Origin of the sequence: Tolypothrix sp. FACHB-123 (assembly GCF_014697075.1) — a bacterium.
Lineage (GTDB): Bacteria > Cyanobacteriota > Cyanobacteriia > Cyanobacteriales > Nostocaceae > Aulosira.
In genome coordinates this window covers 89425-105390 of sequence record NZ_JACJRE010000002.1, presented here as the reverse complement: position 1 = coordinate 105390, position 15966 = coordinate 89425, and the positions used below count along the sequence as shown (strand labels likewise).

Annotated in this window: 15 protein-coding genes; 7 read left to right on the top strand and 8 right to left on the bottom strand. The window is 38.6% G+C overall.

Annotated features, from left to right (window positions below):
• Positions 1–6 precede the first annotated feature (6 nt).
• Positions 7–795 (top strand): glycosyltransferase family 2 protein, encoded by a 789-nt coding sequence (locus H6G41_RS01835; RefSeq protein WP_242037781.1) that lies wholly within the window; start codon positions 7–9, stop codon positions 793–795.
• 31 nt (positions 796–826) lie between these two features.
• Positions 827–2242, top strand: a complete 1416-nt coding sequence (locus H6G41_RS01830; protein WP_190743072.1) for a hypothetical protein — start codon at positions 827–829, stop codon at positions 2240–2242.
• Positions 2243–2361: 119 nt separating this feature from the next.
• On the opposite strand, the gene rfbD is transcribed toward H6G41_RS01830, so the two are convergent.
• The 5 genes from rfbD to H6G41_RS01805 all read right to left on the bottom strand — a co-directional run bounded on the left by rfbD (position 2362) and on the right by H6G41_RS01805 (position 7030).
• On the bottom strand, positions 2362–3270 hold the full coding sequence (rfbD, locus tag H6G41_RS01825; protein ID WP_190743071.1) for a dTDP-4-dehydrorhamnose reductase: 909 nt from the start codon (positions 3268–3270) through the stop codon (positions 2362–2364).
• On the bottom strand, positions 3267–3812 hold the full coding sequence (rfbC, locus tag H6G41_RS01820) for a dTDP-4-dehydrorhamnose 3,5-epimerase (protein ID WP_190743070.1): 546 nt from the start codon (positions 3810–3812) through the stop codon (positions 3267–3269). The genes rfbD and rfbC overlap by 4 nt, the downstream gene beginning before the upstream one ends.
• Positions 3813–3921: 109 nt before the next feature.
• Positions 3922–4809, bottom strand: a complete 888-nt coding sequence (rfbA, locus tag H6G41_RS01815) for a glucose-1-phosphate thymidylyltransferase RfbA (RefSeq protein WP_190743069.1) — start codon at positions 4807–4809, stop codon at positions 3922–3924.
• Between the two features lie 85 nt (positions 4810–4894).
• Positions 4895–5965, bottom strand: a complete 1071-nt coding sequence (rfbB, locus tag H6G41_RS01810; RefSeq protein ID WP_190743068.1) for a dTDP-glucose 4,6-dehydratase — start codon at positions 5963–5965, stop codon at positions 4895–4897.
• A 123-nt stretch (positions 5966–6088) separates the two neighbouring features.
• Positions 6089–7030, bottom strand: a complete 942-nt coding sequence (locus H6G41_RS01805) for an NAD-dependent epimerase/dehydratase family protein (protein ID WP_190743066.1) — start codon at positions 7028–7030, stop codon at positions 6089–6091.
• Between the two features lie 344 nt (positions 7031–7374).
• Between H6G41_RS01805 and H6G41_RS01800 the strand changes: the two genes are divergently transcribed.
• The 4 genes from H6G41_RS01800 (at position 7375) to H6G41_RS01785 (ending at position 12128) form a co-directional block, all read left to right on the top strand.
• Entirely contained in the window at positions 7375–8517 is a 1143-nt protein-coding gene (locus tag H6G41_RS01800) for a glycosyltransferase (protein ID WP_190743064.1), read from the top strand.
• 112 nt (positions 8518–8629) lie between these two features.
• Positions 8630–9388 carry a sugar transferase gene (locus H6G41_RS01795; RefSeq protein ID WP_190743321.1) on the top strand — a complete coding sequence of 253 codons (759 nt, stop codon included), beginning with the start codon at positions 8630–8632 and terminating at the stop codon, positions 9386–9388.
• A 692-nt stretch (positions 9389–10080) separates the two neighbouring features.
• Positions 10081–11160: a GDP-mannose 4,6-dehydratase gene (gene gmd / locus H6G41_RS01790; protein WP_190743063.1), complete on the top strand. Its 1080-nt coding sequence runs from the start codon at positions 10081–10083 to the stop codon at positions 11158–11160.
• A gap of 23 nt (positions 11161–11183) precedes the next feature.
• Positions 11184–12128, top strand: a complete 945-nt coding sequence (locus H6G41_RS01785; protein ID WP_190743061.1) for a GDP-L-fucose synthase — start codon at positions 11184–11186, stop codon at positions 12126–12128.
• A gap of 104 nt (positions 12129–12232) precedes the next feature.
• Here the strand turns inward: H6G41_RS01785 and H6G41_RS01780 are convergent, their stop codons facing one another.
• Entirely contained in the window at positions 12233–12700 is a 468-nt protein-coding gene (locus tag H6G41_RS01780) for a MarR family winged helix-turn-helix transcriptional regulator (protein ID WP_190743057.1), read from the bottom strand.
• Positions 12701–12778: 78 nt separating this feature from the next.
• Positions 12779–14413: a glycosyltransferase family 39 protein gene (locus H6G41_RS01775; protein ID WP_190743055.1), complete on the bottom strand. Its 1635-nt coding sequence runs from the start codon at positions 14411–14413 to the stop codon at positions 12779–12781.
• A gap of 153 nt (positions 14414–14566) precedes the next feature.
• On the opposite strand from H6G41_RS01775, the gene H6G41_RS01770 reads away from it, so the two are divergent.
• Entirely contained in the window at positions 14567–15220 is a 654-nt protein-coding gene (locus H6G41_RS01770) for a class I SAM-dependent methyltransferase (RefSeq protein ID WP_190743053.1), read from the top strand.
• 120 nt (positions 15221–15340) lie between these two features.
• On the opposite strand, the gene H6G41_RS01765 is transcribed toward H6G41_RS01770, so the two are convergent.
• Positions 15341–15802: a hypothetical protein gene (locus H6G41_RS01765; RefSeq protein WP_190743051.1), complete on the bottom strand. Its 462-nt coding sequence runs from the start codon at positions 15800–15802 to the stop codon at positions 15341–15343.
• Positions 15803–15966 lie beyond the last annotated feature (164 nt).

Sequence of the window (15966 nt, the reverse complement as noted above, 5' to 3'; positions counted from 1 at the left end):
GTAAAGATGATGAAAAATAAAATAACTCTTACGGCATCTCTAGTGGTGTACAAGAATAATCCTGAAATGATTAAAGATGCCGTAAATTCACTTTTAAATACCAGTATTGAAGTGAAGCTATATGTAATAGATAATTCACCTTCACCAGATTTAAAAAATATTTTTTATAATCTGAATAACGTTGACTATCATTATAATAATGGTAATAATTTGGGATTTGGTAAAGCTCATAATGTAGCATTAAGTTTACTACCCGATTCGGACTACCATTTAGTACTCAATCCAGATGTTTTCTTTGAAAATAATGTAATTCCAGAATTAATTAAATATCTTGAGCATAACCAAGATATTGGTTTGATATCACCAAAAATTTATTATCCTTCCGGAGAAATACAATATCTTTGTAAAAATTATCCTAGTTTATTTTTACTTTTTGCTAGGCGATTCATACCTCAAACATTTCAGTTTCTAATGAAGAATTATTTAGCTCGTTATGAAATGCGAGAAACTGGGTATAAGGAAGTAATGAATGTTACATATCTTTCCGGTTGCTTTATGTTCTTCCGGAGAAAATATTTGGATGAAATTGGCTACTTTGACGAAAATATATTCATGTATCTGGAAGATGCTGATATCACTTTGAGGATGGCGAAAAAATATCGCACTGTATTTTATCCGTATGTTCATATTGTTCACCATTGGGCTAAAGGCTCATATAAATCATTTAAACTAACACTAATTAATATCCAGTCAGCATTTTATTTTTTTAATAAACATGGATGGAAATTGTTTTGATTTAATTTTCAAAGATAGTGAGATTAAGTAAATGATTCAAAAAGTTATTGTTGTTGAAGCTAACGAAATTCCTCTGAAATTATTCAAATATTATCAATCAATAAAATTAAATTCCTCTATATCATATTTACTAGAGAATTCTCTAGTGTTAGAAACTTTAGCTCAGGATGTTGATGAGTCTTTTCTATATCCATCTCAAACATGGGCTTCATGCAATACTGGCTCACCTTATGCATTACATAAAATTCATTGGTATAACGACCCTAAACCCCAAGAATTCCCATTATATTGGAAAGTGCTGGCAGAAAATGCATTTAAAGTTGGATTAGTGAATACGCTGCATTCTTCTCCAGCATCATCATACGCAGAGAATGATAGTTATAAATTTGTGATTCCTGATTCTTTTGCGGTGGATGCCTTTACTAAACCTAGCTATTATCAAACATTTCAACAGTTAAATCTGAAAGCAACATCCCAGAACTCTCGAGTATCTACTCTAAAAGCACCGCTTCAAGAATTATTAGCTACTATATTGAATTTACCAAGATACGGAATAGGGTTAAAAACAATATTTGATGCTGTTAGCTTAGTGTCAAAAATATTGTTGAAGCAGGTTAATAAAGAAAGATTAAGAAATTTACAATTTCCGCTAATAGCTGACATGTTCATGCATCAGCTACAAAAACATAAGCCTGATTTAGCAATATTGTTCACTAATCACGTTGCAGCAAATATGCATCGCTATTGGTATGCACTTTTTCCGAATGATTATCCTTTAAAAGCTTATGAACAAGAGTGGGTGAATAAATACTCGAATGAAATTATTGAGTCGCTTGATATATTGGACTACTACTTGCATCAGCTAATTGAATTTACTCAAAATACTAACAGTATCTTAGTTATTGTGAGTAGTATGGGACAACATGCGAATATAACATTGCCAGAGGGAGTACAAAAGCTGAGCAGTCATGATTTCAGGCTAGAGGATGCTAGAAAACTTGTAGACAAACTGACAACTAGCAGTTTTCAATATAAGGTGGAAGCTGGGATGGTTCCTCAGTATTCTTTGGAGTTTTCCAGTTCTCAAGATGCTGAAAAGTGTTTTTCAGAAATTCAAGATTGCAGCAAATTTTTGGAGAATATCAACCTGAAAGTAGATTTAAATAGAAATATTATTACTCTTACAACCTATTTAGAACATAATGCTACTTTGTATGGTGTAAAAGGGCAGCATTTTACTTATTCTCAACTAGGTTTTGTTAAGTTTAATATTGAAGATCATCACTCTGGATGTCACTATCCTAAAGGGAGTTTGATAATTTTTAATAGTAAAACTAGCTCTGCTAATAGCACAACTATTAATTATCTTGAATACGCTCCTGCCATACTTAATTATTTTGGTGTTCAAAGACCAGAGTATATGATAGAACCTAGCTTTAAGTTATAACAACAATAATATTACCTGATTTGATATTGTTGTTGACTGCATTCAACTGTGCTGAGCTTGCAGAGTTTTGGTTTTATTCACATTTTTTCATCGGAATAGGCGGGTGTAATTATATAATTTTAACCATAATTATTTTTCCCCATTACCAATTCTAAATTCCTTACCCAATCGGGTAAGATTAACCCAAAGCTTTGCGATAATTTTTGGTCGTTTAATAAAGAATAAGCTGGTCTGCTGGCTGGTGTAGGGTATTCTTTAGAGGTAATCGCAGTCAAATTTTGCAATTTACGATCGCTCTTTTTCTCATCAAGCTCAAAAATTGCTTTGGCGAATCCATACCAGCTTGTCTGACCGCTAGCTGTTAAATGATATAATCCACCCCGATCTGCTAAAAAATCAGAGATATTCCCTGGAGCTTGCGCTACAATTTGGGCTGTAGCTTCAGCAATCATGCGACTCCAAGTCGGTGCGCCAATTTGATCGTCAACTACTTTAATTTCTTCTCGTTCTTGCGCTAGCCTGAGCATAGTCAGTAAAAAGTTTTTACCCCGCAGGCTGTAAACCCAACTGGTGCGGAAAATTAAATAAGGTACGCCTACAGATGCGATCGCTTGTTCGCCAGCAAGTTTAGTTTTACCGTAAATATTTTGGGGATTGGGTTCATCTTGCTCAGTGTATGCAGTATTTTTATTGCCATCAAATACATAATCTGTAGAATAATGTATCATTGCTGCGCCTATTTCCTTAGCAGCTTCGGCGATCGCACCTGGCGCAATCCCGTTAATCGCCATTGCTAATTCCGGTTCGGTTTCGGCTTTATCTACAGCTGTGTAAGCCGCCGGATTGATAATTAAGTCTGGTTTTACTTCCCTAATAGTATGGCGAATAGTATCTACTTGAGCTAAATCCATTTGTAAATTTGGATTACTAACATTACGCCCTACAGCTATAACTTCTCCTATAGTCATGAGGGTACGTTGCAATTCCCAACCTACTTGTCCGGTTACACCTGTTAAGAGAATTTTCATGCATATACCTCTGCATCTTGCAGTCTTGTCCCAGCTTTATCTTTAGCTGATAAGATTGGTTCTGTTTTTATCGGCCAAGCGATCGCTAAATCCGGATCGTTCCACAAGAGAGTACGTTCATGTTGGGGTGCATAGTAATTGGTAGTTTTATACAAAAATTCTGCATATTCCGAAAGCACTAAAAAACCATGTGCAAAACCTACTGGTATCCACAGTTGTCTTTTATTTTCCGCACTCAAATGCGTACCCATCCATTGACCAAAAGTTGGGGAACTTTTGCGTAAATCTACAGCAACATCAAATACTTCTCCTACTACTACTCTTACCAGTTTTCCTTGAGGCTGCTGAATTTGATAATGCAAACCACGCAATATATTATTGGCAGAACGTGAATGATTATCTTGGACAAAATGCTCGGTAATACCTGTCTTTTCTCTCCAAGTTTTTTCGTTATAACTTTCATAAAAGTAACCGCGTTCATCTCCAAATACTTGCGGTTCAATTACTAATAAATCAGTAATTTCTGTTTGTTTAACTTGCATTATCTACTTACAATTTTTAACAATTCAGTGTATTTACTGATATTATATCATTTACTGTTCAGTTCATTCTTGATTGATTATTGAATTCAAAAATCAAGATTATTGTTTGTTATATAGTTGCGGAAATTGGCTCATTTTCTAAAATAGACATGAGGTAAAGACCATAGCTACTCTTAGCCATAGATGCAGCTAATTGATACAGTTGAGATGAGTTAATATATCCTTGATTATAAGCAATTTCTTCAATACAAGCTATTTTTAAACCTTGGCGTTCTTCTAATGTTTGAATAAAGTTACCAGCTTGATGTAAAGATTCATGGGTTCCTGTATCTAACCAAGCATAGCCTCGTCCTAAAATTTCCACTCGCAGTTTTCCTTGGTGCAAATAAACTGTATTTAAATCAGTAATTTCTAGTTCATTCCGCGCCGAAGGCTGAAGATTAGCTGCAATTTCTACTACTTGAGAATCATAAAAATAGATACCAGGAACAGCATACTTTGACTTGGGAACTAAAGGTTTTTCTTCTATACTAATTGCCCGTCCATCACTATCAAATTCAATAACTCCATATTGACGAGGATCTTTAATTTGATAGCCAAAAACTAATCCTCCTTCATTAAGAGTTGCAGCCTTAGACAATACTTCTGTTAAACCATGTCCATAAAAAATGTTATCTCCTAAAATTAAACATACTGGCTCGTTAGCAATAAAATCTTTGCCTAAAATAAAAGCCTGTGCTAATCCTTCTGGCTGTGGTTGTTCAATGTAGCTAAACTTTAAGCCCCACTGACTTCCATCTTTTAAGAGTTTTGCGAATAAAGGTAGATCGTTAGGAGTAGAGATGATTAAAATTTCTCGAATTCCTGCCAACATCAATACGGATAAGGGATAATAAATCATCGGCTTATCGTACACAGGCATTAGTTGTTTACTAACAGCATAAGTCAGCGGATAAAGACGCGTACCAGAGCCACCTGCTAAAATTATTCCTTTCATAGTTTTTTGCCATTAGTGATTGTTCATTGGTCATTTGTAATTCGTGAAAATTACAAATTTATAAACTTTAAGAGGGGCTAAATTTCTAAGCTTTCCTATTTTCGTAATTTTGTTTTAGCCAGTTTTTATATTCTCCTGAACGTACTTGAGCAACCCAAGTAGAATTATTTAAATACCATTGAACAGTTTTTAATAATCCACTGTCGAAATTTTCTTGAGGTTCCCAGCCTAAGTCCCGATAAACTTTACTACAATCAATTGCATATCTTCGGTCGTGTCCAGGACGGTCTTTAACAAAACTAATTAAAGCAGAGTAATGGAAATTAGGTTGAGGCGCTAACTCATCTAAAATGGCACAAATTTTTTCAACAACTGTTAAATTAGCTTGTTCATTAAGACCACCAATATTATACGTTTCCCCAACTTTACCTTGTTGGAGAACAAGATAAATAGCTTCGCAATGGTCGATAACATACAGCCAATCGCGAATATTTTGTCCATCCCCATATATAGGTAATGGTTGACGATCTAAAGCGTTGAGAATAGTTAAAGGAATGAGTTTTTCGGGGAACTGTCGAGGGCCGTAATTGTTTGAGCAATTGGTAGTTAAAGTTGGTAATCCATAGGTGTGATAGTATGCTCTCACAAAATGATCGGATGCGGCTTTAGATGCAGCGTAGGGACTGTTAGGTGCATAGGGAGTATCTTCTCTAAAAGCTGGGTCTTGGGGTTGGAGTGAGCCGTATACTTCATCTGTAGATACATGTAAAAAGCGAAATTGCTGTTGTTTTGGCAATGATAGTTTTTGCCAGTAAAGTCTACTTGCTTCTAATAGCTGAAATGTGCCGACAACGTTAGTTTGGATAAAGTCATGGGGACTCAAAATTGACCTATCTACATGACTTTCTGCAGCAAAATTAATAATTGCATCCGGTTGATACTGTTCTAGCAGATAATTGAGCAATTCAAAGTTGCCAATGTCGCCTTGAATAAAATGATAGTTGGGGTCAGTTTCTAATTCTGCTAGAGTTTGGAGATTACTAGCGTAAGTTAGCTTATCTAAATTAATTACATTAGCCCATTGCGCCTTTCTCGCCTGGAGAATAAAATTTGCGCCAATAAATCCGGCTCCTCCGGTAACCAAAATTGTTTGCATATTTTCTGTAATTATTTGGTTGATAGATTTTATGTCAAAGGTCAATAATCAATGCTCAAGAGTCAATAGTCAATAGTTTTTTTGAATTTGGACTATTGACTTTGAACTCTGGACTCTGAATTATTAACTCTGGGCTTGTAAAATCTCTTCATCCACAGAAAAATCAATTTCAGCTTTGTCTCGCCCAGATGCTAAATAATCATTATTAAAAGCATCAGTTAGCCCAGAAAGCAAATCATACTCAGGCTTCCAACTTAATTCGGTCTGAGCTTTATTGACTGATGCAAAGAAATGTTGTGTCCGCATAGGGAAAGCTTTGCGTTTACCGAAATCAAATTTTTTGGGATCGTAATGAACAATTTTGATTTCATCAGGTGATTTACCAGCAGCTTGCGCACAAGCACGGGCTAACCCATCAAAAGTGACATAGCGATCGCCTGAAATATTATAAATTTGCCTGATGGCTTGCTGATTACCGATAACCTGAGTCATAGCTTGGGCTAAGTCTTTGACATGACCTAGTTGGGTGATGTGCAAACCATGACCGGGGATGGTAATTGGGCGATCGCGGACAATTCGATCAAAAAACCAAGCTTCCAAATCGTTATAGTTTCGCGGCCCGTAAATGTAAGTGGGGCGAATGGAGGTAAAGGGGATACCGATTTGCGCTAGGTAAGCTTCTGTTTCATGTTTACCCCGATGGCGACTTTTCGGATCGACAGGATCGCCTTCTACATGGGGCATTTGGTCAGATTTAAGATATACTCCAGCAGAACTCATATAGACAAAATGCTGTACCCGATCCTGAAAAATTTCTGCTAGCGGTTGGGTGTCATTGAGTTCTCGCCCATTATTGTCAAAAATGACATCAAACTCTTCCTGTGATAATTTTGCTTTTAACTGAGTAGCGTCAGTGCGATCGCCTATAATTTGTCCTACTCCCTGTAAACCAGGTGCAGGACGATTACCACGATTGAACAGCACCACCTCATGTCCTTGTTCGATTAACAGTTGAGTTAGGTAAACACCAATGAACCGAGTCCCACCCATCATCAAAATGCGCATAAATTCCCCTGTAATCTCTGTTATTCATCTAGGGGCTAGCGGACAAGTTAGAGGCTAGAGGCTAGAGGCTAGGGGCTAGGGGCTAGGGGGTAGTGTAAAAAATATTAATGCTTTATCTTCCCTAATCCCTCATCCCTCATTCCCTAGTCCCTACTCCCTCATCCCTAGTCCCTAGTTCTCCCTATTTGAGGTTATCAGGTTGCAGCATTCCTCTGGAACCTGTTTTAGGACAATAGCGTCTTCATTAACACCTGGGTTGCTTTCCATTCTTTAATTGAAAAGGGAAAGTTTTCAGTTAACCTCATCACTTAAATTGCTGTATTTTCCATTTATTTACGTTAGCTGTGCCCTTAAAATATGCTCTGATTCATGAATGGCTGACACCTAAAGCCACTGGAGGTTCAGAACTAGTTGTACGTGAAATTCTGAATCATATAAATGCTGACTTATTTGCACTCATTGATTTTGAATCTTGCAATCCAGAAAGCTATTTATATCAGCGTCAGATTGGCACAACTTTTCTCCAAGGTTTTCCCTTTGCCCGCAATGGTGTACAAAAATACTTACCTTTGTTAGCGTTGGCTATTGAACAATTGGATTTACGGCAGTATGACGTGATTTTATCTTCATCTCACGCTGTCGCTAAAGGTGTGATTACTAGTCCTGAACAATTACATATTTGTTATTGTCATAGCCCTATGCGTTATGCTTGGGACTTAACTTTTGATTATCTCCAACAAAGCAAATTAGGGAGTGGTTTACCTGGATGGATGACGCGATATTTGTTACATCGCTTGCGCCAATGGGATGTATTATCAGCCAATCGTGTTGACTATTTTATTGCCAACTCCAAGCATACAGCGAGGCGAATTTGGCGTTGCTATCGACGCACGGCAAAAGTAATTTATCCACCAGTTGATGTAGATGCTATGCCTTTTGTGGCCGATAAAGAAGATTTTTATCTGATAGTTTCCCGGTTAGTCAGTTACAAGCAAGTATCCCTAATTATCAAAGCTTTTAATCAACTGCAAAAACAGTTGGTAGTAATTGGTACGGGGCCGCAGATGAAATACCTTCGGAAGATAGCAAACTCTAATATACAAATACTGGGATGGCAACCTGATGATGTAGTCAAAAAATACATGGCAAAAGCCAAGGCATTTGTGTACGCAGCTTGTGAAGATTTTGGAATTGCTTTAGTTGAGGCTCAAGCTTGTGGTACTCCGGTAATTGCCTACGGTGCAGGAGGAGCATTAGAAACTGTACGAGATATTCGCCTTTGCGGCAATACCGGAACAGGTATCTTCTTTAAAGCACAAACGGAGGCTGCTTTAGTAGAGACAGTAGAAAAGTTTGAAATGTATCAAGGATCTTTTAATGCTGAGTATTTGCGATCGCACGCTCATAACTTTTCTGGGCAGGTATTTGCCGAGCGCTATCTAAATTTTGTAGATCGGTGCAGCAAAAAAAGCAACCCTGGGAGTTAGATCCAAGGTTTGTGTAATTCTTTATGTGAGCTTTTGGAAATTTAAACCCAGAAGCGCCTCCTTTTAGGCTTAAGATTGGGACTATGTGTGGTGTGGATTGTTAAGGAGTATGATGACTGCCCAGAGCTCACTCCTCTCCGGCAAGCGAGGCCTACGGCAAGATGCTAACGCATCTGCGCGTACTTTCTTAAAACGCGGTCAACAAAGAAAGACTCCTAGGTTAAAACCCAAAGGTTTGTCTTTTCAAGGTTTAAACGGAGAGTTTGCCAAACGACTGTTTGATATTGTATTTTCGCTGTTTGTTTTGATTGTATTTTTCCCTGTTTACTTAATCTTGGCCTTACTGATTGCTTTAAGCTCAGAAGGCCCGATTTTTTATGTCCAAGAAAGGGTAGGGAAAAACTACAAACCATTTAATTGTATTAAATTTCGCACAATGGTGAGCAATGCCGATGAAATTCTCGTACAAATGATGGAAACTTCCCCCCAGATGAGGCAAGAATTTGAAAGCAGCTTTAAGCTCAAACAAGACCCGCGAATTACCAAAATTGGGCGGTTTTTGCGTATCACTAGCTTAGATGAATTCCCTCAATTCTGGAATGTCTTAAAAGGGGACATGAGTGTTGTCGGCCCGCGACCCTTGGTAGCAGAAGAACTACCCAAATACGGTTGTCACATCGATCGGATTTTAACTACCCGTCCGGGTATAACTGGATTGTGGCAAGTTTCTGGACGTAATGATATTCCCTATCCGCGAAGAGTCCAAATCGACCTGCACTATGTAAAATTTAGGACTTTCTGGCTCGATTTGTGGATCATTTTGAAAACTATTGATGTTGTAATTATACCCAAAAACAACGGGGCTTACTGAAAAACACTTCAGAGTTGATTTTGTGGGGCAGTTAATGCCCCCAGATAAATAATTTACAAGAATCAAGCTGCTTGTCTTGTTACTAAGAGTCATTAGTCAAATATTTGAGACTATGGACTGAGGCTATAAACAAAGAAATTATGTCTAAGCAGGTTTAGCCTAAATATTTTCAACCTGTAATTCTTTTCAACTAGCTGTTCCTACTTGCTTGAAAATAAGGTAGAGAGTAGGAGCAGTAAAATATTTATGCCTTCAATTGTGTAATTTACCCCATGACTGTCTTGGTAAAAAATAGGCATTTAGCATGGGAAAGACAGATTTTTATTCTTGGTTGTGCCAAAGTATGGCGTGAATGGCTGTCTTGATAATTGGTAATCCTCGACGTTATTGAGCCTGTCAGTGATATAAATCTCAGTTCTCAATAAAATTTATGTAGGCTTAATATAATTCTGCATTATATGAAATTTTAGTAAAGATTTTCCTCATTTAAGGGTCAAATCTCAGAATTTTGATTTTCCTCTGTTCAAAGGATTTAAAATATTGGATATTATGAGTATATTATTTGACTAACTTGCTTTAAGTACTAGCTAAAATTGGTACCTTGCCCATTAGGCAATTGATTAATTAATTGTTAGCTTGTATCAGTTAGACTGTAACTTCTTTACCAAAAGATCACAAAGGAATAACTAAGCATGACGCAACAGAAGCGAGCATTGATTACCGGGATTACTGGTCAAGATGGTTCTTATCTGAGTGAGTTTTTGCTAGAGCAAGGTTATGAGGTTCATGGTATTATCCGTCGCACTTCTACCTTTAACACCGACCGTATCGATCACATGTACGAAGACCCCCATAAAGAGGGTGTACGGTTGTTTCTTCACTATGGCGATTTGACCGATGGTACAACCCTACGCAGAATTTTAGAAGAAGTAAAGCCCGTAGAAATTTACAATCTCGGTGCTCAATCTCATGTGAGAGTTAGCTTTGACTCACCAGAATACACCGTAGATGCGGTAGGGATGGGTACACTACGTTTGCTAGAAGCAATTCGGGATTACCAACAACGCACTGGTATTCAGGTGCGGTTTTACCAAGCTGGTTCTTCGGAAATGTATGGTTTAGTTCAAGCAGTACCTCAAAGCGAGACAACGCCTTTTTATCCTCGCAGCCCCTACGCTTGTGCTAAAGTTTATGCTCATTGGCAGACAGTAAATTATCGCGAATCTTATTCTTTATTTGCTTGTAATGGTATTTTGTTTAACCATGAATCGCCTCGCCGTGGTGAAACTTTTGTCACACGCAAAATTACCAGAGCAGTAGCGCAGATTGTTGCGGGCAAACAGAAAAAAATTTACATGGGCAATCTTGATGCTAAGCGAGATTGGGGCTATGCCAAAGATTATGTCAAAGCCATGTGGCTGATGTTACAGCAAGAACAACCCGATGATTATGTGATATCCACTGGTGAAACCCATTCAGTCAAGGAATTTTTGGATTTAGCATTTGGTTATGTGAATCTCAATTGGCAAGATTATGTAGAGTTTGATGAACGCTATCTTCGTCCGGCAGAAGTAGAGTTATTAATTGGCGATTCCACTAAAGCAAGGCAAAAGTTAGGTTGGACACCATCGGTAAGCTTTGAGGGATTGGTAGCATTAATGGTAGAAGCAGATTTACAAGCACTGGGTGTTACCGCAGCCAATGGTAGTGGTTCTTCCGTGCTAGAAGATATTGCGACTGTTCGCCAACAATTAGGCGCTCTCCACTTTTAATGCCCAAGGCTGAGGATAAAAATATGACTGCCTTAGAACTAAAGAATAAGCGAATTCTCGTAACTGGTGGATCGGGTTTCCTAGGTCGTCAGGTAATCGATCAGCTTTGTCAAGCAGGAGCCGATCGCGAGAAAATCACCGTACCGCGATCGCGCGATCGCGACTTGCGCGTCTGGGAAAATTGCCAACTTGTAGTCGATCAGCAAGATATAGTCATTCACTTAGCCGCCCATGTTGGTGGTATCGGTCTCAATCGCGAAAAGCCAGCTGAGTTGTTCTACGACAACTTGATCATGGGAACTCAACTCATCCATGCAGCTTATCAAGCTGGAGTAGAAAAATTCGTCTGTGTCGGGACTATTTGCGCTTATCCGAAATTTACCCCTGTACCCTTTAAAGAAGATGACCTGTGGAATGGTTATCCTGAAGAAACTAATGCACCCTATGGAGTTGCGAAAAAAGCGCTTTTAGTCCAGTTAGAAGCTTATCGCCAGCAGTACAACTTTAATGGTATTTATCTTTTACCTGTAAATTTATACGGGCCTGAAGATAACTTTGACCCCAAAAGTTCCCATGTGATTCCGGCGCTAATTCGCAAAGTTCACGAAGCGCAAATTCAAGGAGAAAAGCAACTTCCGGTCTGGGGTGATGGTAGTCCTACCCGTGAATTTCTCTATTCTGAAGATGCGGCTAGGGGAATTGTCATGGGTACTCAGTTCTATAACGATGCTGCACCGGTGAACTTAGGAACAGGCTATGAAATCTCCATTCGCGATTTAATCAATCTGATTTGTGAACTGATGGAATTTAAAGGTGAAATTGTCTGGGAAACAGATAAGCCTAATGGACAACCTCGCCGTTGTTTGGATACGGAACGGGCAAAGCAAGCTTTTAATTTTACTGCTCAGGTTAGCTTTCAGCAGGGGCTAAAGAATACTATTGAGTGGTATCGGCAGCACTCTGCCTAAACAAACGGGAGTTGATGAATAGGATTTTGACTTCTTTGCTAACCTCTCTTCCAAACAAAGAGAGGTTGATAATTTTACTAAGAATAATACTCCCAACTAGGCCCTCAACCCAAATTTGCGATCGCCCGATTTAATAACTGTGAAAACAATTCTCGCTCAGCAGCGGATATACCAGACATAGCTTCATCACGCAAGTCTGCGGCTAGGGGTGGTAAAACTTTTTCTAATTCCTTACCCCCATCGGTTAGCCAAATTCTCCAGATACGGCGATCGTGAGCATCTCGTTCGCGACGTACTAAACCCCGTTCTTCCATCCGATCTAATACGCCGGTTAAAGTCCCTCCCACCTGTTTGAGTTTATCGCCAATGCTGGAAGTCGGTAAGCCATCTTCTTGCCACAAGCAGCACAATACTAACCAGTGAAATGGTGTCAATCCGAAAGGTTCTAGCTTTTCTGTAAACTTGCGAGTCAGCAGTTGTGAGAGTAGCTTAATTCTGTAGCCAATGCTATATGGTGCTAGAACTTGCTGCCACGACTCTAACACTTCAGAATCCTTAGATATAGACACCATAGCAAATAATTATTTAGTGTGCTTACTATTATTTTAACTAACTAAATTTTGGTTTGCAACAACTGAGTGCCATCCGCCTTAAGGTAGGACTTGAATCAGCTGGTACTCTTGTAGTGTAGCAATAACGCGATAAGGCGTGGATAATTGCTGGTTATTTGCAGATATCCAAGCATAGCTCAAAATTGGGACTTGAGAAATAGCGCTTACTCTAGCAGCAGGTATGGGAGTGTAGAAATTCAGCAATACAGAGTTTTTATCTTCGACTTGAGAAAAATAAACCGGATGCGTCTGGAGAATAGAGGCGATCGCTGGCTGTTGGAAAAAAGCCTTAAAATTTGGATTGTAATCACCTAAAAAACCTAAATTACCAGCCATAGCTAAAGTTAGCCAGCAAGGAATTAACCAACTCGCTAGCCAATAATTATCAGTCAAAAACTTTTGTCCAAAGTGGTAACGCGCAATCCAGATCAAAGGTACTATTAACCAGCCTAATCCCAAAATTAAACATAGAGTTGCACGTTGACGGAGATAAAAATCGCCGTAATTCAGCGCTAATATCCCTGTGAATATTAATACAATACTGAAAATTCCCAAGGCATAACTCAGGTTACGGGGAAGATGATTTTTCGCCTGACTCCTCAAAGACTTAGCTTGGTGTATAAATCCCATCTGATAGATGTTACCCAGCCAATCCAAAGCCACCGCCGCCAGTAAAGCTATAAAAGGATAAAGACAAAGTGCATAGTGAGAAAGACGAGTAGAGAAAATGCTCAGTTCCGCGAGTAAAACTAAGGGAAAACCAACTAAAATTAACTGGTAGCGGGGGATAGGATGGCGGATAACTACAGCCAAGCCTAAGAGGCTGAAAAAGAACCAAGGGAAGGATTTTAAAGGAAGATTCCAGAAATAGAAAAAAAATCCATTATGGTTGCGATCATCCGAACCTAGCTCTACCACAAACCCCAATAATTGCCCAAAACTTTCACTACCATAACGTAACCAACTCAACCATAGCCAAGCTAATGTAGGAATTACACCCACAACCAAGCCTAAATAAAGCATGGGGTTGAAAAGATGACGATGACGGCGATGTTCCCCTATTAAATAAGGTAATAAAGCCACCATTGGCAGAAAAATCACAAAGCTTCTTAATAAAAATCCCAGACTAAAACTTAATCCCGCAATAAACAGCCAAAAATAGCTTTTTTGCGGAGATATTTCTGCTTTTAGCAATGCTAAAATAGCTACCAGTACCAATAAAATTGTGGGAATATCAGGGGCGGCTAGGCGACATGATTGTAGCCACAAAAATTCTACACTTAAAATAGTAGCTGTAAGCCATGCTACTTTTTTACTTAATATTATTTTGCCAATTTCATAAATAGTGAATAAACAAAGAATTCCGGCGATCGCACTAGGAAGCCGTGCGCTAAATTCACTAATTCCCAACAACTTATAAGCACTAGCAATTAACCAATAAGACCCAGGAGTTTTATGATGGGCACTACCCCAAGGCGCTATCCAATCACCAGATGCAAACATCTGCCTGGCCCTACCCGCATAAAAGCCCTCGTCATGAGCCATCAGGCTGTTTTGCCCAGAATTGCACAATAGTAAAGGCAGCAGCCAAATTAATAAACTTACATATGGCAATCCTCCCACTAGATAGATAGACCGCCAGATGCTCGGAAATACTCGGTTTTTGTACAACATTAATTAGTACGAATTGAATGTTGTGATTTCAACTTCATTTAATTGTTAATCTGCCTTTAAAATATGTAAAGCAGCATACCAATCACTAGATTTAAATCCTAACTGAAATTTATTCAGTTGGGCAAAAAATCCTCCCAAATAAAGATTTAAGTTATGATTTTGCGACCAGATCAACGCTTGAAGCTAGATGACACAAATGACAATTTGTTTTATAATTATCCTCGATTTGTTACTCATGTTGATGAAGGGTTTATTAAACAGCTAACAGATATCTATCGTCAGCGACTTAAACCTAACACACGCATCTTAGATATGATGAGTAGTTGGGTATCCCATCTGCCGCCAGAAATGCAGTTTTCCCACGTTGAAGGACATGGATTAAATGCTGAAGAGTTGGCACGTAATCCCCAATTAAATCATTATTTTGTGCAGAATCTCAACGATAACCCCCAACTACCATTGCCAGATGGAGATTTTGACGCGGTTCTCAATTGTGTTTCTGTCCAATACATCCAGTATCCAGAAGCAGCCTTTTCGGAAATTCACCGCATCCTCAAACCCGGTGGTGTAGCGATTATGAGCTTTTCTAACCGGATGTTTTATCAAAAAGCAATTCAAGCTTGGCGAGATGGTACAGAAGACAGCAGAGTGGAACTAGTGAAAAGTTACTTTGCTTCAGTACCGGGATTTTCTACCCCAGAAGTTATTGTCCATAAATCAACCATGCCTAATATTCTGCAATGGTTGGGCGCACCAGGGGGAGATCCGTTTTATGCTGTCATAGCTTATCGGACTCAAGCAAAATAGTAAGCTAATGGGCGTTGAAATTGCATAACTACTAATAAGATCTGTTAACTGTTGACTGTTGAGCGTTGACGATTAACGCTCAACGCGGTTAGCGGGTGATTGTCAAAAAATATATTGTTTCTAGCTGTAAGTCACAAATAGTGGTAATGAAGTTACACCATCTTTAGCTAGTTCGGTCATTTCTTTTTCAAATTTCTGGAAGCGTTCGGGACTCATAACAATGCATCCCATTGAGCCAGGAACATTAGCATCTTTATGAATACCAAAATCGCCTCTGCTACCGCCTTGATCTGTCTTGACTTCGTATGGATCAATTTTATAAAAGTTTCCAGCAACACCTGGGATATCTGGCATTGAGATAGGTTTGGTATTCACAGTCCAAGATTTGAGACCTGGTACTCTATACTCAGGTGGTATAAACCCTCCTTTTTCATGAAAATTCTCTTTGTATTGCTTTTTATCTGTAGCTGACGTAGCCTCCCAAATTTGTAAAGTCCCTTTTTCCAAATGACGCAAACATAAACGACCCTGATCTAAGCCAGGTTCTCTATCGAAATGGAGGGAAAAAGTTAAAAAATACATTTAAATCACCTGTAGATGTACTCTTTGCCGTTACATAGTTGATATCAACAAAATATCCGCGAATTTCGGAAAAATTTCTGCTCATCACTTATTTCTTCCTCATTCGTTCCTTACATCTTTTTTCATTGGCTGTAATACTCAATACTCACCAATAGTTATCAAAA